The sequence below is a fragment of the Aphanizomenon flos-aquae FACHB-1287 genome (genome assembly GCF_014698755.1).
GTDB lineage: Bacteria > Cyanobacteriota > Cyanobacteriia > Cyanobacteriales > Nostocaceae > Dolichospermum > Dolichospermum flosaquae.
Genome location: NZ_JACJTO010000023.1, coordinates 1 through 21,808, shown reverse-complemented (window position 1 = coordinate 21,808; position 21,808 = coordinate 1). Strand labels below are relative to the sequence as shown.

The window sequence follows — 21,808 nt, the reverse complement described above, 5'->3', positions numbered from 1 at the left end:
GGGTACTTACGATAATTCATATTAAGTTAGCACAATTTTTCCAGTAACATACAACCAATTTTACTTTTTATTAAGATTTGGCGATCGCGGTCAAAAAGCACAGAACCACAGGCTACAATAGTCTTACCTTGTTCGTTGTGGCTATTCATATATTCTTGACAGCGGGTATCAATTGTTTCAGCAATGGAGTTATATACTTGATTTACCCAATGACTACCAGTAGCGTGATCTAAACTTCTGAGATGTTTTAATGCGGCTTCTGCTGTAGAACTATGAAAAATAGCTTGAAGATCTGGAGACCTTAATCCTAGCATGGAACAATGGGCGGTTAAAATTTCCCGTCGACCATCAGCTAAATGATGATGAGTGTGAAAAATTCCCCCCGCTAGCTTGAGTAATTTACCGTGATAACCAAATAGTAAAATTTCTTTTATACCTAAGATATCAGCAGCTACTAACATCGGTCCTAACCAGTTAGCAGTTTTGACAATTTGTGCGGGGTTGATACCGAGTTTCTGAGCTAAATCCAGGCCATTTTCCCCAATACAAAATACTAAAGTTGTAAATTGACGAGCTTTATCTGCTAAATCAGCGAGGAAAGCTGTTAATTGCTCTGGTGTGCTTAAAGGTTGAGAAATCCCTGTTGTTCCTAGTAAAGAAAGTCCCTCGACTACCCCAAAAGCGGAGTTAGAAGTACGTACAGCAAGTGATCGTCCCTCTGGTAAAATAATTGTCACCTTGATTTTTTCCGTCGGTGCTAATAATCGTTGTAAATTTTCTGTTAATAACTTTTGAGCATAACCATAAATTGCTGCTTTCCCCTCACCATTAAGTTGTTTACCAATTCCTTCTCCACCCTGAATAATTACGGTTTCTCCATTTCCCTCGTACCATTCTACCATAGCCCAAATCGGTGTATTCTTCGTTAAATCTAGATTATCACCTGGATCACTGCGAGTGATAGCCAAGGCCTGATTTTCCGATATTCCCGCTACTTGCTGAATGGGTATATCTACAATTTCAGCGGGTTGAATCAAATCTATAGAAGTTACAGTCAGAGGTTGATTATGGCGTAACCAATGCAAAGCCGCAACAGCAGCAGCACAAGCGAAAACAGGCAAAGTGTATCCAGAACGGGACATATTAACAATTTAAAATTAACAAAAATTCAAAAAAATCCTACCCAGTTGTAATTTAAATTCCCATTTCTGATAATAAAACTTGCATATCTTCCCAAGAAATGTTTTGTTGAAGATAACGAGGTGAGTCAGGATTATAGGGACTTGCTATGCGGTCAATTGTGATAATTGTAGCTGTATTTGGCAACACTGGGACATCAGGATCATAAGCTGTGGGGCGCATTAAAGAACTAGAAAATCCTTTAAATACAGCAATTTTATCTGGTTCATTATCAATTTCTATGGTAACTATGAGAACTTCTTGGGATTTTTTGACTGTATATTGTTCCAGTCTTTTAGCAATGGGATTATTCATCAATTCAGTATTGAAAATTATAATTTGGTGATTGTTTTGATAGAGATGATTAATTAATTTGCATAATCACAGTTCAGAATTTTTTCTAAATTTTCAATTGCTCAATGTGTAGCTGAACGTCCATGTTTTCCTAGCTTAACCGCAACAAAATAACTTAAATAAACTACGTAAAATATTAAAGTAACTATACCCAAAAACCCTAAAAAAGCGGGTTTACTGTTGTGGTGGAAATAGTCTTTAAAAACTAATGGTGCTTCTAACCAAACGCTACAGTAAGGAGTTTTGAAAGCAGTTTCTGAAAAAGCACATCCTAAAAAAGGTAAAAGAGCTATTGTTCCTAAAGTACAATAAACTGTTGTTGCCCAACGCCAAGAAGTGAAAATTAGTTTTAATGGACTATGAGGATAATAGTCAATTTCATCATTGATATCTACCCAAAACCATAGCGCGATAGGAATAAGAATCCGAGCCATTAAAGCGGAAATAAAACTTACTCCAAAACCACCAATCATTAAGTACATACTAATAACTAATAAACTAGCTACTCGACAGTAAATGATTAATAAACGTTGCATGGCCTCTGCTTTTTGTACAAAAGTCCAAATTAGCAAAATTAAAGGAATAATTAGCGTAAATAATAACGCTAGTCGGTAGTCCATCCAAACATAAGGTCTAAACCATAGTTGTGTCATAAAGTCAATAAAAAATAGAAAAATTTGTGACTGGATATTTGATAGGATAGCGTAGAGTTAGCCATTCCAGAAAAAAGTCAGTTTGGAAGTTTTATTACCAAGTTAAAACGGGGAATTTAATCCCCGTCTGGTTAACGTCCAAGTGATTAATGGAGCTTCAAACCATCGATATACTGATAAATTGCCACTTAGCAACAAAGTACAACTACTGGTTATAGAGCAGGGGGGGACAAAAATAACTAACCATTAAAAATTGCGAGAAAGCTTGTAAAATATACCTTTTTAATTTTTAATTGTTAATCTTTAATTCCGTTCTGCGGTTTTAGTCTTCGTACAAGCGGCATTCATCTGCCTCTGGATTAGCATCACAGTATTGCTCTAGAGCGTTTTTAGGCTTAACTTGACGCTGGTGAGAAGCTGCCGCTTGCAATTCTTCTACAGCATCCCAAGCAGCAGCACATTCAGCGGAATTACCACCGGAGATGTCGCATACAGCGCGAGCTTGCTCAACTTCTGCTTGAATTTTTTCTTGGATGTCGCCAACTTGTGCTTCTGTATTGGTCATGATTGTGTCTCGTTATGTTTGGTTTCTACTAGAATAGAAAAACTTGGGAAATAGGATTTTTCTCTTTTATGAGCAACCATTTTTACACTTTTAATGATAATTCCGGTAGGTAGTATCTTGCAAATAGGCTATTTGCTCATTAAATGAGATATGTCTATAGTATTATCCCATAAATATGATAGGCTTTTCTACTTATCACTGGCTTGATTTTGATTTTGAACACAGACTCCAACTATAGCTTAACAATCCTTGGTCGGTTGTCAGTGGTCAGTTGTCAGTGGTCAGTGGTCAGTTGTTCGTTGTTTAAAATAAGGTTTGACGGTATATACAGCGGTTTCCGCTCTTATGAGGTACAAAGTTGAATCATCAAACTCTTGTGGTGCGGTCATCTTGCTCGCTAGATATGTATCTCATAATACCGGGAAGCAGTGTATAAAAAATAAGCCTTATGTTTGAATATTATGGCAAAATCTTCTCTTTTTCCCCATTTCCTTTTACTAACAAGTAATTTAGTATAACAAATACCAAGAGCCTTATTTACCTATACTCACAATTCCTGACCATTGCACCTTTTTTTCCCTTTCCCGACGATAGGAAAAGAAATGATCTGGAGTTTGGAAAGTACAATAGGGGGCAATAGCAATTTGTTCTCCACTAATTCCTAATTGCTCCAACTGTAAAGCATTCACCCGACGTACATCTAAACGTACCTTTCCTGGCTCTGTATCCCTCAGTAAAGGTGGATTAGGTAAATCGTATAAAGCGGTAATAACTTTTTCTGGTTGATTATGTGGTATGATGGTAGTGCCGATTTCCGCAGCTACTTCTACAGAAACTTGGTAAACTTCCCCAGCAATAGCTGGACCCATGGCCACGCGCAAATCTGCTAAATTAGTACCGTGGGATTGCATTTTGGAAATAGCCTCCGGGATAATTTTTGCCGCTGTACCCCGCCAACCAGCGTGTAAAGCCGCTACCTGTCCAGTTTTCACATCTCCAATTAATACAGGTGTACAATCAGCGGAAGCAACCCAAACAGCTTGTAACGGTTGCTGACTAATTAAACCATCTGCCAAGGCCAAATCATCATCACTGCTATTAAGATGATCATCAACCTCCTGGGGAGTCAAAACAGTATTGCCATGTACCTGTTTTAAGCGATAAGCTAAAGCGTCTGGTTGTAGTACCTGAGTTAGCTCATGAGGTAGACGGGGCCAAAACTGTTGGGTAAAGAAACCATGAGACCAAGGTTTTAGGAGATTACAAGTCAGATAAGGTAGTCCTTCCCAATTGTGCCAGTGCCAAGTGTGCATCTTTAACCAAACCTCAATAGAAAATTAACAACCTGCAATCAATGTTAACTTGAACAACTACCAAAAAAGATTTAAAATGATGGTGAACTGTGGTGGAATTTAATCAACAACTTTTGGTAGATAGCTTAAAAGCCGAATATCAGCAGCAAGATATACCATTCTCTCTACATATTTTTAGCACTCTATCCTCTACAAATCAAACTCTGTGGCAATTAATTGACCAAGGAGAAAAACCCGGTTGTGTGGTTATTGCTACCCAGCAGACCGCTGGTAGGGGGCAATGGGGTCGTCAATGGCAGTCTCTGGCTGGTGGTCTATATCTTTCCATGGTAATAGACTCTCAATTAAAAGCTATCAATAGTTATCAACTTACTTTGGCCAGTGCTTGGGGAATTACAGCACAATTACGAAAATCTGGTATACCGGTGGGCATAAAGTGGCCAAATGATTTAGTATTAGATGGTCGCAAATTAGGCGGCATTTTAACAGAAACTAAAGTCAATCAAGGACAAATTACTCAAGCTGTGATTGGTGTTGGAATTAACTGGGAAAATCAAGTTCCAGAAACTGGAATTAATCTGCAATTATGGCAAAATTCCCGTAATTATCAGATGATTCACCACCTGGAAGTTCTCACTTCACAAGTTTTAATCGGAATTAAGTCCGGTATAGAGTGTCTACAGGTAGAAGGAATAAATACACTTTTGCCTCGCTACCTTAATGTACTTGTAAACATCGGTGATCAGGTTTATGTCAATAATATTTTAGGTAAAATAGTTGGGGTAACTCAAGAGGGCAATTTGCGGTTGCAAGTGATAACTGATGATCCAAAAGCAATCTTAACACCAGAAATTTCTGTCCAACCGGGTACAATCAGTTTGGGTTATAGTCAAACCGGCAACTGACCACTGACCACTGACCACTGACCACTGACTACTGACTACTGACCACTGACGAATATTGATTATTTACCCTTTATTACACACAACAAAAGAGAAAAAATGACGCAGCACCATAAATCTGCCCATAAAAATTTTTACTACCGTGGTATGGGTAAGCGTTTTGCCTCTAGAATACCAGTACAAGGTCTTTGTTTATTAAGTAGCCTTGGTCTTCTTAGCAGCGGGTTTGTAACTGCTCAAACGGAAAGTGGAGCGATAGACAATATTGTTCCCACTATTGAGAATTCCCAACCAACAGCAGTCACAAATCCAGTTGAGAAGAAAACTATTATTCCCAATATAACCGAGCCAGAACCAGATTTTTCTGTCCGTCGAGCTAATCTGAAAAAGAAGCTAACCAGTAAGAGTGTTTCTGAAGGTGAAGATACTCGACCCACTACTAGTGTTAGAATTTCTCAACCTAAAGGTGAAGATACTCGACCCACTACTAGTGTTAGAATTTCTCAACCTAAAGGTGAAGATACTCGACCCACTGCTAGTATTAGAATTTCTCAACCTAAAGGTGAAGATACTCGACCCACTACTAGCGTTAGTGAGGTTGATACTGTAAAAAAACTGCCACAAGTCTCTCAAACAAAGAATATTTCTCAAGACACTGCTAAGGATACAGAAAACAAACCCAAGGATTCCAATAACGCTTATATTGATACAAATGAGTACAATAGTGGTGTAGAAAGTAACTATGAACCTCCTAGTTCTGTAGTAGTGACAGAGCGTTCTAGTAGTTGTGGTGCAACTGTATCTAGAACTTGCGCTAAAGCTACACAAACTCCGACTGTGGCTAAGTCTAAAGAATCATCACCAACTTGGCTGAAGAAAAGTGAAGTTGCTAAATTAGTTCCAGTTTCTGGTCAAAAGAAATTAGGCTGGAAAACTATAACTGCTAACAGTAATCAAAGTGAGAATCTGGCTCAGACAGTTGCTAGTAGTGTCAGCAAAATTAGTCAACCTGAAAATAATTGGCGGATTTCTAAACCTAACAGCAGCAGTCATACAAAGGCTAACTATCACGCTAATCGCTTTATTCCCAGTCCCGGGGAATTTAGTACAACAACAGTGAGAGCTAATCCTATCCCTCCTCAGGTAGGTAGTTTACCAGCACCAATGATAGAGGGTAATATTGCACCCCGTCCTAGTATGGTGTCTTATGACTTCTCCCTGGCCTCAGTTTTACCTGAAGTTCCTTATACTAATACCCTGGCCTATCGTGGCGCTGGTGGTGGTTCGGGAGTAGTTTTCCCACTGTCGGTGGCTGCACCAATTACGTCTTTATTTGGCTGGCGAGTTCATCCTATCACAGGCGATCGCCGTTTTCACGCTGGTACAGATTTTGGTGCGCCCACGGGAACACCAATTTTAGCAGCGGCTAAAGGTCAAGTAGAATCAGCTAATTGGTTAGGTGGTTATGGTTTAGCTGTAATCATTAATCACGGTTCTGCTCAACAGAGTCTGTATGGGCATATGTCAGATATCTTTGTTCAACCTGGTCAATGGGTAGAACCAGGAACTGTCATTGGTCGAGTTGGTAGCACTGGTAACTCTACTGGTCCTCATTTGCACTTTGAAATCCGTCACCTGACTCAAAATGGATGGATTGCTGTAGACCCAAGTATACAGTTACAAGGTGGAGTTAGCGAGTTAGCACAAGGAACGGAAGGAATAAAAACCGCCCAAGCTCGGTAATTTGGGCAGGGAGTAGGGGTAGGAAGTAGGAATAGTGGGGAATCTTCCCCTTTCTAATTGCTAACTCCTATTCCCTTTATAAATATCCGTTTTCTGCTAGGAATGTAGTTGTAATTTCCTCTTGTCGATGGTGATTATTTCCAGGAGTGAGGAATTTTTCTACGTATTTACCCAGAATGTCTCCTTCCAGATTTACCCAACTACCTGCTACTAAATGACTGAGATTAGTTTCGCTATAGGTCAGGGGTATGACGGCGACGGTAAATTGAGATGATTCTGATTGATATTCAGCTACGGTGAGGCTGATACCATTGACGGCAATGCTACCTTTAGGAACTATATACCGGGTGATAGTCTGTGGGGCAACAAAGGTCATTTCCCAGGAACTGGCAGTTTGTTCAGATGTGATGAGTTGACCAATTCCATCTACGTGACCCATAACAAAATGACCGCCGACTTTACCTCCTACTCGCAGTGATGCCTCTAAGTTGACATATCTTTGTTGAATTTCTTCTTTATCTAATGTTGTGCGGCGGAGGGTTTCCGGTGAAGCGGTGGCAATAAATCCATCTTTTAGGATATTTTCAACTGTTAAGCAGACTCCATCTACTGCCACACTGTCACCATAGGCCAAATCCTCAATGATCATCTTAGCAGGATCTCGATAACTAATTTGCCATGAATCTCCCGTTAAGGGTTTTATTGTTCCTAAGCCTTGAATTAATCCTGTAAACACAGCTTTTACGAAAATAATTTTATTTATTGCCTAATTTTGGCGGAAATTAACTAATAGTTCTCGGAAAAAATCTAAAGCCCGCAAGTTTAATTTTTTTCCTGATTTTGGTCAATGAATATTAATATATTAGCATCAATTTCCAGACACACTGGCCTCAGGAAATTAAAATCAGGATAAAATATGTATGAAGGATGAATAAATTAGTTGTCAGAGTCGGTGAAAAATGGATTTGTCTATACCTGTTCACTAGAGAGGTATATCAACGTCCGGGCTTGAGTTAACTTAATTTTTTCATTAACTAAAATTATGGCTTATTCCCTGCTACGCTATCGGAGTTTAATGGAAGTATTATAAACAAGAAAAGTCCTATGTTTATTTCTGTCTTGTGAAAAAACTAAAGAAGAGGGTTATATGCAACATAGTTCCAAGCGATTAAAGAATTTTAGAGGCTGAACCAATGATAGAAATGAAAGTCGCTGGTATAGCATTGGATGCGATTACTCGTAGCCCGATTGTACTTCTGAAGGATGGTTCAGATCGTCGCGCTTTGCCCATTTACATAGGTCAGGAACAAGCAAGGGCAATTATGGGGGCAATGGAAAATCAAAAGCCTCCTCGACCTTTAACCCATGATCTGATGGTGAATATGCTGGAAGCATGGAATATGACTTTAGATAAAGTTATTATTCATACTTTGCAAAAAGATACTTTTTATGCTGCGTTGATTTTACAACAAGGAGATGTTAAAAAAGAAATTGATGCCCGTCCTAGTGATGCGATCGCTATTGCTCTTCGTACAAATACTCCTATTTGGGTGATGGAGGAGGTAGTGGCTGATGCTTCTATTCCCGTGGATCGTGATGCTGATGAGGCTGAACAGGAAGCTTTCCGCGAATTTGTTGCTAATCTGCGTCCTGAGGATTTAATTAAGCGGTTTGGTAATGGTGACTAAGTTGTAAATGCTGGGAATGGAGAAAAATCGGAAGGTGGTAAAAACTACAATTTCTGGATTTTTTCTCAAACTCAGCAATTATAACTATTTTTTGGATGAATTTATTCTATATGTTCTAAGTAGGTTAACACAATAAAGCCAAACTGCGTAAAGAACTGTAAAATCCGTGATCACTTCTTTACTCTTATTTATTGCCAGTTACTTATTACCAACTACCATAACGACAATTTTTAAGGTCAACCTACTTATATCATTATAGCATTTCCTGGTTTAATGAAGTGCACACCAATTTATTCCTTGTTCACTGTTCACTGTTCCCTAAAACTAAAAAACTTTATACCTTACGAGCATGGGAACTGCTATATCATTCCAATACTGTTAAATTACAATGAAATTCAATTTCCATAGAGGTTCTCAGAAATTACTGAAAAGGTTATTTCTGCCCTTATTTTTAATTTCCTTACTCCTGGTTTTCCGGGGAAATATCTTTACACCTGTTACCGCGCAAGAAATATCACATCCAGAAATTCGTGGTGTGTGGATGACAAATAATGATCTAGACGTTCTCAAAGATAGGACTAAAGTTCAGGAAGCTGTAACACAACTGCAAAAACTCAATTTTAACACTATCTATCCTGTCGTTTGGAATTCTGGTTATGTCATGTATCCTAGTGCTGTAGCCAGGCGTTTAGAAATTCAACCTTTTGTATTTCAAGGCTTAGATGGACATGATATTCTTGCCGATTTAATTGATAAATCTCATCGGCAAAATTTATTGGTAATTCCTTGGTTTGAATTTGGGTTTATGACTCCTCCCAGTTCAGAATTAGCAATGAATAAGCCAGAATGGTTAACACAAAAAAAAGATGGTAGTCAAACATCTATTAGCGCTGGTGGTGAAGTTTCATGGTTAAATCCATTTCATCCAGAAGTACAACAGTTTATTAGCGACCTGCTAGTGGAACTTACTAATAAATATAATCTTGATGGCATCCAATTTGATGATCATACCAGTTTACCTTCTGAATTTGGCTACGATAAATATACAGTTGCCTTATATCAACAAGAAACCAAAAAAACTCCACCAAGTGATCCTCAAAATCCAGAATGGGTAAATTGGCGGGCCAATAAAATTACAGAATTTATGGTAAGACTTAACCAAACGGTTAAACAGATAAAACCGAAAATGATTTTCTCTGTCTCTCCTAATTACTATGATCATGCTTATAAATTTCAACTCCAAGATTGGTTGAATTGGGTACGATTAGACATAGTAGATGAGTTAATTATGCAAGTTTATCGGGAGAATTTAGATCATTTTGTTGATAAGCTTTCTCGTCCAGAAATGGAAGAGGTAAAACAAAGAATCCCAACGGGAATCGGTATCATGGCAGGTTTAAGAACTAAATCTGTATCAATTGAACAGATTCAATCTCAAGTCCGTGCTGCCCAGCAACGGGGACTGGGAGTGGCTTTTTTCTATTATGAAAGTCTTTGGAATACTGCACCAGAAGCATTATTAAAAGAACGGTTGACTGGATTTCAAAATTTATTTCCATATTCTGCATCCCGAATCGTGTTAAACTCAGAAGAAGACGAAGAGGAAAAGGAAGAGGATGAGCATTTTCCTGTTAACGACAAAATGCCATTTTAGTCTGTGAATGCAGAAATCAGAATTGATCATTTAACTGATTTTTTCTGATTCTTTGTTTTTCCAGTTCTTACAGCAGTTCCCGCTATTATGAATTACAGATATCAATAATTAAACTCTTGTGGTGCGGTCATCTTGCTCATGGTGTACCTCACTCAAGCTAAAAGTGCTAGGTACTTGTTATCCTAAACTGAGAAGGGAACAGGAACAAGGGGAAAAATTTTAATTTTCTATTTTGTGTATATAAAAAAAATTTACTGTTCTGAATCTTTGATTAAGAATTAGTTTGTAAATAATCAATTGCGGCTAGTAATCTGTTAGGATAACCTTGAGCAAATTTTTCAAACCATATTCCTTCTGGTGATAATGGATCTAATTTAGCTAACCATTGTTTAGCAGATTTTTCTAAAACTGCTTTTTGTTTAGCTTGAAGGTTTTCTTGACGAATTTTTTCCTGTGTTAATTCTTCTTGTTTTTGCAGTGCGACCGCCGCATCTTTTGCCAAAATATCAGCTTTTACTTTTGATAATAAATTATCTGTGAATACATCAGATTTTATTGTCGGTGAAATCAATTTAACTGGGGTTAAATTATTTTGTGCTGGTGGAGTTTTTGCTTCTATATATTCAGTTTTGAGTTCAGCTAATAGCTTGTCAATTGCATCCATATTTGTAATTCCTGTGTACAAAATATAATATCCCTAACTTCTTTTCTGATCTTATCAATAAATGATGGATTAATGTAGAAAGCTAGGGATATAATTGTTTAATTTTGAATTTCTAACTTTCAATTCATGAGCTTACTAGTCATTAATGGCATTGAGTAAAACTTCTGATAAACTCATATCTTCCATATCATCCATTGTGATAGTGTCGCAAATATCAAACTTAGCACCTGCACTTTGCAGTTCATCATCCAAGATTTTCAAAAAGCGAGTAGCTTGAGCATCATTCCCCACTTGGATAAAAGAAATAGCTAATTCTTCATCCCTATCCAAACGACGAGAAACTTCAATAATTACCCTCATGACGGCTTTACGATCATCTGGTTCACCGTCAGTAACTACTAAAATTGTTTCCCCATTGGGTTTAGTTTGACCCGCTGCTTTGCGTTGTAAATAATCATCAGTAGCGTTTTTCAAAACACCTGCTAAATCCGTTGTTCCTGAAGGATCATTTTCAGTGAAAATTTGCGTTACTTTGGCAGATGTCACATTATCATAACGTTTAAATTTTCCAGAAAATAAGTAAATAGTAATACCATCTGGATCAAACTGTTCACATTTACTTGCTAATGCTAAAGTTGATTCTTGTGCTGCTACCCATCTACTTCTCCCACCTTTTTGATCTGGGGTAGCCATGCTACCGCTCTTATCAATAATCAAGGTGTAATCACGGTTTTCTAGCATGACTAAACTCTCCAGATATTAGTAATTTTTGTTAATTAATCTGTGATAGCATTCATTAAAACATCAGTTAAACTCATGTCTTCTAAATCATCCAGAGTTATTGTATCACAAATATCAAATTTAGCACCGACACTTTGTAATTGATCATCCAAAGCTTTAAGAAATTTGGTAGCTTGAGGATCTGAACCGACTTGAATCATGGAAATTCCTAATTCTTCATCCTTTTCCATTTGTCGGGTAGCACTGATGATAATTTCAAATACCGCTTTGCGATCATCTGGTTCACCATCAGTAATCACTAAAATGGTTTCTCCATTAGGTTTAGTTTGACCTGCGGCTTTGCGCTGGAAGTAATTATTTAGGGCATCTTGGAGTACACTTCCTAAATTGGTTGTTCCTGCTGGATCATTCTCCTGAAATATTTGGGCTACTTTGGCAGTAGTAACATTATCATAACGTTTAAATTTGCCGGAAAATACGTAAACTGTAATGCCATCAGGATCAAATTCTTCACACTTTCTGGCTAAAGCGATAGTAGACTCTTGGGCTATTTGCCATCTAGTTCTTCCACCCGCTTGGTCAGGTGTGGACATACTACCACTTTTGTCAATAATTAAGGTATAATCACGATCGCTCATCATAATCGTCCTATTGTGATTTTTCTATCTCTAGTTTAACCATTAAGTATGAATATAGCATACAATTCATCTGCATCGGCGTTCATCGGCGTTCATCGGCGTTCAATTATTCCTAAAGTTCTCATGTAGCTTCATCTTACAGCAGTTCCCGGTGTTATAAAGTACAGATATTAATAATAAAACTCTTGTGGTGCGGGTCTCTTGCCCGCTGATGGTGTATTTCGGTCAAGCAGAATGTGCTGTAATTACGAATTACCAGCTTTTGCTTTAGGATAAGCAATGCGTTTATGATGAAATTGTTGCCAAACATCCACAAAGATTCGAGCAATTTTTGGCATTTCGGCCCTTGTCAAACCTGAATCTATTAATTGATCATCTTGCCATTTTGCCCGCAAAATATTATTGAGCATATTTAATGCTTTTTCTGGGGTTGCATCTTTGAGACTACGTAATGCAGCTTCACAAGAATCTGCCAACATAACAATACCTGTTTCCCGTGATTGGGGTATGGGTCCATCATAACAAAAATCGGCTTTATCGACAATGATCTGCGGATTTTCTTGGGCTATTTGTTGGGCTTGATGATAAAAATAGGCGATCGCCATTGTTCCTTGATGTTCGGGAATAAAAGCCTGAATTGCCGTTGGTAAACTATGTTTTTTGGCCATAACTAACCCTTCGGTAACGTGCTTTTTAATCAATGCGGCACTTTTCCAAGGATCTTTAATTTCTGTTTCATGTTTATTGGGACTGCCGATTTGATTTTCTATAAATCCTAAAGGATCGTGCATCTTGCCAATATCATGATACAGCGTTCCAGCCCTCACTAATTCCACATTACAGCCCAATTCTTTAGCTGCAGCCTCAGCTAGAGTTGCCACTAATAAGGTATGTTGAAAAGTTCCTGGAGTTTCCGTAGCCAGTCGTTTTAATAATGGACGGTTGGGGTTAGCTAATTCTGCCAAACGGATGGGGGTAATTACATCAAACAGCGTTTCTAAATAAGGACTTAAACCCAAAGCCACAACACTCCAAGACAGCCCAGATATCGCAAATAAACCAGCTTCTTGGATGATATACCAACCTGAACCAAATACCCCACCAGTGAGGATTTTTAATAATAAGAATACAGTCCCTTGGGTTAAGGCCGTGATAATACCTAATAATGCCAATTCTTCCCGCGATCGCAATCTATGCGCTACATAACTACTTAATATCCCTCCCACAGCCCCAGACAGTAATACAAGAATATTTATACTTGTAGTAACTGGTAATATTAGCGACAACAGCCCCACCACAGTCATACCTACAGTTGGTCCATAGAAACTGCCTAATAATAAACCAATAGCACTCCAAGTAGTATAGGGTAAACCCATGGCTAATACTCCGGGAACAGTCAGGGTAAGTAGTAAAACTAACAAGCGATCGCGTTGTCGCAAATAGTTATGACTTTTTCTTTCTAACCACGCAAAAACCCAAACTCCTAGAGTCACAACCACTGCTACAATTGTTAAACCCATCCAATTTATTTGGCGGACAATTAAGCGATAATGTTCTAATATCTGAAATTTTCTGTTTGTAATCTTTTCGCCTTTTTTGACAATTACCTCACCTTTTTTCATCGGTACAATTACAGATGGTATTGTCTTAGCTACCAGTTCAGCTTTTTGTTTAGTTTCTGCCTCATCTTGTTTAAGATTTGGTTGTAATACCGCTAATAATAAATTTTTTGCTAATGGTTCAGCTTCACTAGGTACAGATAATTCTACTTGCAAACTAACCGCATTCTTCAAAATAGTTTTGGGCAAGCCAACAGGTATACCCTGGGCAAGAATCCGCTCGGCAATTTTACGAATTCCCACCTGTGTTTTCACCCAATCATTATCAGTTAACTCTAAAATAATAGGTGCTGTGTGAGGTTTTTTGACTTGCCCGGTTTCTATTTGCAAGGCTTTATCAATAGCTAGATTATATCCTTCTCTAACTTTCGATATTTGGGTAATCAGCTTCGAGAAATCAGGTTCTGGTGCAGAAAATTGATAAGTTTGCAGTTCTGACAACGCTTGAATAAAAGTAGCTTCATTACCATGGTTTTCATCATCAGAAGAAGTTCGAGAAAATGGTAAACCCGGAAAACTTGATGAATTAGATATTGATTTACCATTACTGGAAATTTGCGAAGGCAACAAAAATTTTGAATTTTTTTGTCTTAAATTTTGCTTTCTATTATTTTCTAAAATCCCTTTTAACTTTTGCCATTCTGATTCAGGAAAAGTCCGTAGATAACGTTGAGTAGAAATAGATAAAACTGAACTATCAAAAAACGGAAAAACACCAACTATTCCCCGCACTTGATCACCCGTATCTAAAATTTCTGCCAATTGATCATTGATTTGCTGATTTATTTGGTTATCAGTCATCAAAACCGGCACATACTTATCTATAAAATCTTTTCGTTTTTGTTCTGTCTCTTGCCTATCTTCAATATTATCTGTATGTGGAGCAACAAATGTTTGTAAAGCAATACTATCAACTTTCACTCTTGGTTGATTATATAAATCATGACCTACTATACTTGTTAATGATAATATTGCCAATACCAAAACTATTGACGAGCGTTTTTGATGCACCCATCTAAAAATAAATTTATCAATGCTACCAGTTTTCCTCACTAATTTAGCAGTTGATTGTTGAGTCTGTCTTTGTTTACCTTGTTTGCCTTGATGACTCTTTGCTGATAAATATAGAGGTAGATTCCTCAAAAAATTCCCATGCAGTTTACTTGAATGCTTTCCTTCACGGAATAGCACTTTATACTTTTGTTGCCATTGCCTTAAATGTTGACTCAAGGACTGGAAAAATTGCTGCGTTTTCATCTTTTCTGCCGCGAAATACCCCAAATATGGCTGATACCTCCGGTACGCTACTGCGAACACGACCGAAGTTGTTTAATAACTTAGGGAGGAATAGCGGTTCGTACTTGACCCTCAGCAGGGCTAAATACGAAAGTCTCCAAGTTTATTAGATAATTAACTTCATAATTCACAAAAATTAAATTAACTCAACGTCTACGGATAATATGAGGAGCCGCAAAAACAGTATATCCTGTTTCTACACATTCACCAAAATTATCACCACAGTTATAAACTCCAGACCACACCGCCATCATTGTATCGGTTAATTTTAACATCTGGGCAAAATTCTCAAGTCCCCATACAGGAGAGTTGGTGACTGAGGGGGAAATTTGCCAATTTACAGGTATACTCACTATACTATTATATGTACCTGATAATGTTCCAGCAATTGCACCTGTAATATTTTGATTAGCAAATTCGTGATTTTGATTAGCTCGTAATACGGTAAGAGAAAAGTCTTCTAAGGTACTCAAAAAGCAGTAGAAAGCTAAACTAATATTGCTAATCAATTTTTCTGGACTGGTTAGTTCCCTTTGTGCTGTTTCTAGTCCTGTAACAGTTTGTAACAAATCATTGACTTTTATCAATTGTTGTGGTATAGAAGATGAAGGATTTGATGTTTGATCTAAAAAACTCACGATTTCGGAAATTAGTGTCCGGGGGTTAAGTTTCTCATTTAGGGACTGAGCGATCGCATATCCTATAATCAAACTAGCATCTTTTATGACTGACTCATGTTGCCAGTTAAATATTTGTTGCAATTTTAGGATATTTTCTGCCATCTTTGGAGGATTTTCATGGAAAAAAATCACTACTGGTAATGTAGCGAGAATTATTTGTCCCCAGGAATCAATATTTGTTTCTAATTTAATACCTGTTTGTTGTTGTCGTTTTAACCAATCATCCACATCTAACTTACCTAAACTAATTAAACTTTCTGTCCCCAAAACCGCAATTCTACCCAAAGCAAAACTCTTCGGGTTAGATAAACTCTCTCCTAAAAAAGCTCCCAAAAAAGCCCCTCTAACCCGATTAATGAGAGAATAACGCATAATTTTAATAGGTTAGTTGTCAGTGGTCAGTTGTTAGTGGTCAGTTGTTAGTTGTCAGTGGTCAGTGGTCAGTTGTTAGTGGTCAGTTGTTATTACCATTACCCATTACCAATTACCCATTACCCATTACCCATTACCAATTACCCATTACCAATTACCCATTACCAATTACCCATTACCCATTACCTATTGCCTTAAATAGTACACCAGTGCTTCCAAGCCTAACAAATAGCTTTGAGAGCCAAAACCACTAATTTGACCAATTACCACTGGTGCGATATAAGAATGATGGCGGAAATCTTCCCGACGATAAATATTACTTAGATGTACTTCAACAGTAGGTAAATCAACAGCAGCGATCGCATCTCGCAGAGCTACACTAGTATGAGTATAAGCTCCAGCATTAATGACAATCCCCTGATGTTTTCCTAAAGACCCATGAATAGCATCTACTAAAAACCCCTCATGATTTGACTGCATGGGTAATATATTTACCTGTAGTTCCATAGCTTTGGACTCTAACAAGCGATTAATTTCAGACATTGTTAAAGAACCATAAATTCCAGGTTCTCTGAGTCCTAGCAAATTTAGGTTTGGACCATGCAGTACAAGAATACTTAAAGCTGACAAATTCAACCCCCACACTCCGAGAATTTTAGCGTCGACGTGTAGAACGCTCATGTACCGGAATTGGAATCAGTTCCGGTTCTGATTCCACCTCTGGTCCTAGCAGACTATCAATCAACTTCCGAGCTAATTCCTTTAGCTTTTCCAGTACCTTTTCTATATAATCCATTAAACTGACCGCTCCTGGGATAGTACCTCAATTTTATTTAACCGGGTCGCAGAAACTGGTGTATGATTGCACCTTTAGCCCTTAAAAAGGTTGACACATTTCCATAAGTCTGGTATGAACTACAAGGAAATTTTAGTTTTGTGTTTTCCCTCACTTCTTACATTATCACATTCACAATTAGTAATGGGTAATTAGTGATAGGGAAATAAATTACCGAGTGAGAAGCAGGAAGAAGGAAGAAAAAAAATTTTTCCCTACTCCCCCAAATCTAGGTTTATGGGTCTTTCTTTTTCCCTCTAGTAGTTGTTGACTTAGTTGTTTTGCGTGGAGATTTTGTAGATATTTTAGCGGAGAGTAATTCAATAGCCGTAGACAAAGTTATATTTTCTACCGTTTCACCTTCAGGAATACTGGCATTAGTTTTCCCATGTTTAATGTAAGGACCATAGGGACCATCATAGATATTAATTGGCGAATCATCTTCTGGATGTAGACCCAACTCCCGCAAAGCTTCCTTTGACTTACTTTTGCTGGCTGTACGTCCTTTTTTCGGTTCTGCCAATAATTCTAGAGCACGATTTAGGGAAATTGTCAAGACATCATCCGTAGATTTTAGAGAACGGTAGTCTTTTCCTTCTTTCCCTTGGTCATGGACTACATAGGGGCCAAATCGTCCCAAACTAGCTTGGACTTTACCTCCAGTTTCCGGGTGAGTTCCCAAAGCACGGGGTAGAGACAATAAACCCACAGCCATTTCTAGAGTGAGAGTTTCCGGGGTTACACCTTTGAGTAAAGAAGCTTGTTTGGGTTTAGGATTTTCCTCAGTTTTATCCCCTAATTGAACGTAGGGACCATAAGTACCCAGTTTAATATAAATTGGTTCTCCAGTTTCCGGGTGGCGACCAAGTTGGTCTGGTCCTACGGTTTTTTGTTTGAGGAGAATTTCCACCTGTTTAGGGTTAAGGTCAGCCGGGGTGAGGTTTTTGGGGATAGAAGCGGTAATTACTTCTTCACCATTGGTAACTTCAATGTAAGGACCATATTTACCAATTCGGACTTTAGCATCTAAATTTTCTAATTCTACAGTTCTAGCCTTGGTAGCATCAATTTCGGTTTCTTGTTCTCGCACCAAAGTTTCTAGACCTTGTTCACCAAGATAAAATTTCTTTAGGTATGGTAGCCATTGAGCTTCACCTGTGGAAATTTCATCTAAGGTTTGCTCCATTTTAGAGGTAAAACTAGGGTCAACAATATCTGGAAAATGTTTTTCCAGTAAATCAGTGACAGCAAAAGCCGTGAAAGTGGGAATTAAGGCATTATTCACCAATTGGGCGTAATCTTTATCAATGATTGTCCCAATAATGCTGGCGTAGGTACTAGGACGACCAATACCTTCACTTTCTAAGGTTTTCACTAAAGTTGCTTCAGTATAACGGGCGGGAGGTTGGGTTTCGTGGCCGACTGCTTCCAGTTCGTTGCATTGAGGATGATCACCAACTTTTAAATTAGGTAGAATTACTTCTTGATCTTCTAAAGCAGCATCAGGATCATCCGAACCTTCGACGTAGGCGCGAAGGTAGCCAGGAAAGTCTATGCGTTTACCAGAAGAACGAAAGCCAGCTTCTTCTACTTGGATTTGCACAGTAACTTGAGTTTGACGAGAATCAGCCATCTGTGAGGCGACGGTGCGTTTCCAAATCAAATCATATACAGAAAATTCCCGTCCAGCTAAACCGGTTTCTTGGGGGGTACGAAAACTGCTACCAGCGGGACGAATCGCTTCATGAGCTTCTTGTGCACCCTTAGATTTAGTTGTGTATTGTCTAGGTTGGGGACTCAGATATTGTTTACCGTATTTTTGTTCTACACAAGCGCGAGCGGCGGATATCGCTTGGTCAGATAAATGTACGGAATCGGTTCGCATATAGGTAATATAGCCTTGCTCATACAAATTCTGAGCGACTCGCATCGTATCCCGTGCTGATAAACGCAATTTGCGGTTAGATTCTTGTTGTAATGTAGAAGTTGTAAATGGTGGTGCTGGTTTGCGAATTACAGGACGTTCTTCCATATCCGTCACTGTCCAAGTTTTCCCTTCTAAGCGGGCTTTTAGGGCTTCCGCTTCTTCTTCATTGAGCAAGACGACATTGCGACCTGCGGTAATTCTGCCAGTCGTGGGGTCAAAATCGCTGCCTGTGGCAACTTTCGTACCGCCAAGAGTCACCAGAACCGCGCTAAATGGACTTTTTTCATGTTCTAGACTGGCTTTTAAATCCCAATAGGTGCCTTCATGAAAAGCTCGCCGTTGTCGTTCCTTAGTTACTAATAAGCGTACTGCTACAGATTGTACTCTACCAGCGGATAGTCCCCAAGCAATTTTTTTCCATAGCAGCGGAGATAGGGTATATCCTACTAATCGGTCTAAAATGCGTCGGGTTTCTTGAGCGCGAACTAACTGCTCATCAATATTACGACAGTCCTTCAAAGCTTTTTGAATAGCTTCCTTAGTAATTTCATGGAATACCATGCGCTTTGTCGGCACTTTAGGCTTAAGTAATTGGTATAAATGCCAACTAATACTTTCTCCTTCCCGGTCTTCGTCAGTAGCCAGAATCAGTTCACTTACGCCCTTGAGAGCTTCTTTAAGCTGGGTAACAATTTTCTTTTTGTCTTTGGGAACTACATAAATCGGTTCAAAATCAGCTTCTACATTTACCCCAAGCTGCGCCCATTTTTCTCCTTTGACGGCCGCGGGAATTTCGCTGGCCGACTGGGGAAGGTCACGAACATGACCCATAGAAGCTTCTACCCGATAGTCATTTGGTAGGTAGTTGCGAATAGTGCGAGCTTTTGTGGGAGATTCAACGATAACGAGAGTTGACATGGAAATTTAAAATAAATAATAGCTATCCAGCTAAATAGTCAAGTTGAGTTAATTTTTGTGAAATGTCAAGATGAAATATCTCGCCTAAGTAGTGATTGTATACTTACACAAACTGACCAGCAGGGGTGGAAATTTTCTTAACTTCAGGTAAAATGATCATCCATGAGAATGCTAGAAGCCACCTTTAAGAGTTAATTACTGGTTATTTCCATCTTTAACTTATCTAGCAGTGGTACAAGATCACTGTTGTTAAAGATAGTAGGATATCAATAATTTAAAATTAGCTTAATTTTCTTAATTTGCCATTTTTTACGGGTTACGGGGGGATATAAACTTTTATCACTTAGTAGCATTATTGACGGTGCTAATAGGGTTTATGTCAGTAGCAATCATAAGATTTATTTATCAGCTAATTTCAACAGCTACAGCAGAAGCAATTAATGGAGTTTTGCGAGAAGAAATTGGGTACTTTTAGAAGTATACCCGACCCTTAAAGAAGTCGGGTATATTGTTATATTACCAATTACCTATTTTACAAACTTAGGCATGATTTCTGCTGCTGTGAATAAACCCGAAATACCGCGTTGATGTAATTCCTGACCAGCTTTGAGATAACCAAAGGCAGGTCCACAGACGTTGGCGGCCATGCTGGTTTCATCGCCTAATGTAAAGGTGTGGGTGGATATCTTACCCTCAAAAGTACGTCCTGTCACTTTTACATTGGTACTCAGGGGCTTTTTAGGGTTACGGGTATCAACTACACCACCTACAGTTACTCTGTCCCGTGAACAAATTCCGGCAATTTCTAACATAATATCATCGGCGTGTTCCATGTTTTTCAGGGTTAACACGCCGTTGGTTTGATCTAATAATGCTTCTATCTCTGCGTCAGTCATGGCTTTAGCGGCTTCTACACTATAACCAGGTATGTGGCCAATATCTTCCCGCACGGTGGCGCGGTAGGCTTCCCAGTTAGCAATTCCCACACCAAAGGTAATTTCCACATTGTGAATTTCCGCGTAACTTTGGGCGGCTAAGGCGGCGGCGGCGGTTAATAGTCCAGGAGTTGCGCCACAGCCGGTCATGTAGGTAATACCAGCGGCTTGTAGTTGGTTTTTCATGGCCAGGAGTTGTTCTACTGCACTGGTGCGTTTTATGGCATCGACTAGGACACCTTTCCAAGCGGCTTTGATAAATTCTTTGGCGACGGAGGGGATAAAATCGTTGGGGAGGTTGGGTAGGGCTAGGAAATAACCATTGACAGTGTCACCTGTAGCTTGAATTAAATCTTGAATGCTGTTATTGCTTAGGGTCCCAACTGGTTCTAAATAACCGACTGTTCCTTGGGTTTGGTATGTGGTAATACAAGCTTGAGTGTTTAATCCTTCTGTGGAGTATGCGTAGCCTTTTTGATCTGCAACGGCGACAAGGATCATTTCCCGTTTACTGGTCAGGAGTTTTGCTGCTGCTTGTCCGAGTCCGCCAAATCCCAGGACTCCGACGCGGAGGGGTGGTGTGTTCATGGTGGTTTTGTTGGTTAATGGTTATAAAGGTTAATTATGCTTTATTTTTATGGGTTCTCTAGTAAAAAAAGCCATAATTACTGGAACGTTATTTAAGGTAGCTGAAAAATCATCAGTAATTTATTAACCTTAAAAATGAATGATCACGCTTGTTTTATAAGTATTTTAGCGTGGTTGAACTTTCATAGTTTTTTCTTCTGAGATACGGCATTTACTGGTGTTATGAGGTACATATCTAGCGGGCAAGAGGCCCGCACCACAAGAGTTTTATGATTTAACTTTGTACCTCATAAGAGCGGAAAACGCTGTACAAAATTACCTTTTCCCTATACTTTGGAAAGGGTAGGGTTGGGGTGTATTTTTTGAGCTTGAATTGCTATATGAGTGACACCCATGTTCATTTAACCAAAATTTTCTACCATGTAAATATCCAGAAATGTTGAATGTCGTTACAAAACTTTACATATTTAAGTATACTAGTATTATCAAGGGTAAAAATGTCAACATTTCATAATATCTTCCATCCAATGAACATAACTGATTT

The 21,808-nt window shown here is 38.6% G+C and carries 19 protein-coding genes; 5 read left to right on the top strand and 14 right to left on the bottom strand.

What is annotated here, in order from left to right; all coding sequences use genetic code 11:
* Positions 1-26 precede the first annotated feature (26 nt).
* From cbiD to pgeF, 5 genes are all read right to left on the bottom strand, one after another.
* Positions 27-1,142 carry a cobalt-precorrin-5B (C(1))-methyltransferase CbiD gene (gene cbiD / locus H6G44_RS12215; protein ID WP_190387136.1) on the bottom strand — a complete coding sequence of 372 codons (1,116 nt, stop codon included), beginning with the start codon at positions 1,140-1,142 and terminating at the stop codon, positions 27-29.
* Positions 1,143-1,194: 52 nt separating this feature from the next.
* Positions 1,195-1,494 carry a DUF7734 family protein gene (locus H6G44_RS12210; RefSeq protein ID WP_190387135.1) on the bottom strand — a complete coding sequence of 100 codons (300 nt, stop codon included), beginning with the start codon at positions 1,492-1,494 and terminating at the stop codon, positions 1,195-1,197.
* Between the two features lie 101 nt (positions 1,495-1,595).
* Positions 1,596-2,186, bottom strand: a complete 591-nt coding sequence (locus H6G44_RS12205; RefSeq protein ID WP_190387134.1) for a DUF3177 family protein — start codon at positions 2,184-2,186, stop codon at positions 1,596-1,598.
* Between the two features lie 322 nt (positions 2,187-2,508).
* Positions 2,509-2,751, bottom strand: coding sequence for a Calvin cycle protein CP12 (locus tag H6G44_RS12200; RefSeq protein ID WP_190387133.1), 243 nt, complete (start codon positions 2,749-2,751; stop codon positions 2,509-2,511).
* 533 nt (positions 2,752-3,284) lie between these two features.
* A complete protein-coding gene (pgeF, locus tag H6G44_RS12195) occupies positions 3,285-4,064 on the bottom strand; it encodes a peptidoglycan editing factor PgeF (RefSeq protein WP_190387132.1) in 780 nt (259 codons plus the stop codon).
* A 92-nt stretch (positions 4,065-4,156) separates the two neighbouring features.
* On the opposite strand from pgeF, the gene H6G44_RS12190 reads away from it, so the two are divergent.
* Together H6G44_RS12190 and H6G44_RS12185 are read left to right on the top strand one after the other, a co-directional pair.
* A complete protein-coding gene (locus H6G44_RS12190; protein WP_190387167.1) occupies positions 4,157-4,969 on the top strand; it encodes a biotin--[acetyl-CoA-carboxylase] ligase in 813 nt (270 codons plus the stop codon).
* 96 nt (positions 4,970-5,065) lie between these two features.
* The gene (locus H6G44_RS12185) at positions 5,066-6,709 is read left to right on the top strand and encodes a peptidoglycan DD-metalloendopeptidase family protein (RefSeq protein ID WP_190387131.1); all 1,644 of its coding nucleotides are present in this window, start codon (positions 5,066-5,068) and stop codon (positions 6,707-6,709) included.
* A gap of 76 nt (positions 6,710-6,785) precedes the next feature.
* Here H6G44_RS12185 and H6G44_RS12180 read toward each other — a convergent pair whose 3' ends face one another.
* A complete protein-coding gene (locus tag H6G44_RS12180) occupies positions 6,786-7,445 on the bottom strand; it encodes a riboflavin synthase (protein WP_190387130.1) in 660 nt (219 codons plus the stop codon).
* 457 nt (positions 7,446-7,902) lie between these two features.
* Here H6G44_RS12180 and H6G44_RS12175 point away from each other — a divergent pair, with 457 nt between their 5' ends.
* Positions 7,903-8,397, top strand: a complete 495-nt coding sequence (locus H6G44_RS12175; RefSeq protein ID WP_190387129.1) for a bifunctional nuclease family protein — start codon at positions 7,903-7,905, stop codon at positions 8,395-8,397.
* Positions 8,398-8,785: 388 nt separating this feature from the next.
* Complete coding sequence (locus H6G44_RS12170; protein WP_242031742.1) at positions 8,786-10,051, top strand: glycoside hydrolase family 10 protein; 1,266 nt, start codon at positions 8,786-8,788, stop codon at positions 10,049-10,051.
* Positions 10,052-10,322: 271 nt separating this feature from the next.
* Here H6G44_RS12170 and H6G44_RS12165 read toward each other — a convergent pair whose 3' ends face one another.
* The 5 genes from H6G44_RS12165 to H6G44_RS12145 all read right to left on the bottom strand — a co-directional run bounded on the left by H6G44_RS12165 (position 10,323) and on the right by H6G44_RS12145 (position 16,061).
* Complete coding sequence (locus tag H6G44_RS12165; RefSeq protein ID WP_190387128.1) at positions 10,323-10,715, bottom strand: salt stress protein, Slr1339 family; 393 nt, start codon at positions 10,713-10,715, stop codon at positions 10,323-10,325.
* Between the two features lie 135 nt (positions 10,716-10,850).
* Positions 10,851-11,456: a vWA domain-containing protein gene (locus tag H6G44_RS12160; protein ID WP_190387127.1), complete on the bottom strand. Its 606-nt coding sequence runs from the start codon at positions 11,454-11,456 to the stop codon at positions 10,851-10,853.
* A gap of 35 nt (positions 11,457-11,491) precedes the next feature.
* Complete coding sequence (locus H6G44_RS12155; RefSeq protein ID WP_190387126.1) at positions 11,492-12,097, bottom strand: vWA domain-containing protein; 606 nt, start codon at positions 12,095-12,097, stop codon at positions 11,492-11,494.
* 242 nt (positions 12,098-12,339) lie between these two features.
* Positions 12,340-14,970: an HD family phosphohydrolase gene (locus tag H6G44_RS12150; RefSeq protein ID WP_190387125.1), complete on the bottom strand. Its 2,631-nt coding sequence runs from the start codon at positions 14,968-14,970 to the stop codon at positions 12,340-12,342.
* 185 nt (positions 14,971-15,155) lie between these two features.
* Positions 15,156-16,061, bottom strand: a complete 906-nt coding sequence (locus tag H6G44_RS12145) for an ADP-ribosylglycohydrolase family protein (RefSeq protein WP_190387124.1) — start codon at positions 16,059-16,061, stop codon at positions 15,156-15,158.
* A 57-nt stretch (positions 16,062-16,118) separates the two neighbouring features.
* Between H6G44_RS12145 and H6G44_RS12140 the strand changes: the two genes are divergently transcribed.
* A complete protein-coding gene (locus H6G44_RS12140; protein ID WP_190387123.1) occupies positions 16,119-16,259 on the top strand; it encodes an alpha/beta hydrolase in 141 nt (46 codons plus the stop codon).
* Here H6G44_RS12140 and aroQ read toward each other — a convergent pair.
* The 3 genes from aroQ to bioU all read right to left on the bottom strand — a co-directional run bounded on the left by aroQ (position 16,248) and on the right by bioU (position 21,264).
* On the bottom strand, positions 16,248-16,742 hold the full coding sequence (aroQ, locus tag H6G44_RS12135; RefSeq protein ID WP_190387122.1) for a type II 3-dehydroquinate dehydratase: 495 nt from the start codon (positions 16,740-16,742) through the stop codon (positions 16,248-16,250). The two genes, H6G44_RS12140 and aroQ, sit on opposite strands and share 12 nt — an antisense overlap.
* Positions 16,743-17,131: 389 nt before the next feature.
* Positions 17,132-19,741, bottom strand: coding sequence for a type I DNA topoisomerase (gene topA / locus H6G44_RS12130; RefSeq protein WP_190387121.1), 2,610 nt, complete (start codon positions 19,739-19,741; stop codon positions 17,132-17,134).
* 527 nt (positions 19,742-20,268) lie between these two features.
* Positions 20,269-21,264: a (S)-8-amino-7-oxononanoate synthase BioU gene (gene bioU / locus H6G44_RS12125; RefSeq protein WP_190387120.1), complete on the bottom strand. Its 996-nt coding sequence runs from the start codon at positions 21,262-21,264 to the stop codon at positions 20,269-20,271.
* Positions 21,265-21,808: the final 544 nt, after the last annotated feature.

Excerpts from the sequence above, each read along its gene's own strand:
- cbiD (WP_190387136.1), bottom strand. The coding sequence starts at position 1,142 with ATGTCCCGTTCTGGATACACTTTGCCTGTTTTCGCTTGTGCTGCTGCT.
- H6G44_RS12210 (WP_190387135.1), bottom strand. The coding sequence starts at position 1,494 with ATGAATAATCCCATTGCTAAAAGACTGGAACAATATACAGTCAAAAAA.
- H6G44_RS12205 (WP_190387134.1), bottom strand. The coding sequence starts at position 2,186 with ATGACACAACTATGGTTTAGACCTTATGTTTGGATGGACTACCGACTA.
- H6G44_RS12200 (WP_190387133.1), bottom strand. The coding sequence starts at position 2,751 with ATGACCAATACAGAAGCACAAGTTGGCGACATCCAAGAAAAAATTCAA.
- pgeF (WP_190387132.1), bottom strand. The coding sequence starts at position 4,064 with ATGCACACTTGGCACTGGCACAATTGGGAAGGACTACCTTATCTGACT.
- H6G44_RS12185 (WP_190387131.1), top strand. The coding sequence starts at position 5,066 with ATGACGCAGCACCATAAATCTGCCCATAAAAATTTTTACTACCGTGGT.
- H6G44_RS12175 (WP_190387129.1), top strand. The coding sequence starts at position 7,903 with ATGATAGAAATGAAAGTCGCTGGTATAGCATTGGATGCGATTACTCGT.
- H6G44_RS12170 (WP_242031742.1), top strand. The coding sequence starts at position 8,786 with ATGAAATTCAATTTCCATAGAGGTTCTCAGAAATTACTGAAAAGGTTA.
- H6G44_RS12165 (WP_190387128.1), bottom strand. The coding sequence starts at position 10,715 with ATGGATGCAATTGACAAGCTATTAGCTGAACTCAAAACTGAATATATA.
- H6G44_RS12160 (WP_190387127.1), bottom strand. The coding sequence starts at position 11,456 with ATGCTAGAAAACCGTGATTACACCTTGATTATTGATAAGAGCGGTAGC.
- H6G44_RS12155 (WP_190387126.1), bottom strand. The coding sequence starts at position 12,097 with ATGATGAGCGATCGTGATTATACCTTAATTATTGACAAAAGTGGTAGT.
- H6G44_RS12150 (WP_190387125.1), bottom strand. The coding sequence starts at position 14,970 with ATGAAAACGCAGCAATTTTTCCAGTCCTTGAGTCAACATTTAAGGCAA.
- H6G44_RS12145 (WP_190387124.1), bottom strand. The coding sequence starts at position 16,061 with ATGCGTTATTCTCTCATTAATCGGGTTAGAGGGGCTTTTTTGGGAGCT.
- aroQ (WP_190387122.1), bottom strand. The coding sequence starts at position 16,742 with ATGAGCGTTCTACACGTCGACGCTAAAATTCTCGGAGTGTGGGGGTTG.
- topA (WP_190387121.1), bottom strand. The coding sequence starts at position 19,741 with ATGTCAACTCTCGTTATCGTTGAATCTCCCACAAAAGCTCGCACTATT.
- bioU (WP_190387120.1), bottom strand. The coding sequence starts at position 21,264 with ATGAACACACCACCCCTCCGCGTCGGAGTCCTGGGATTTGGCGGACTC.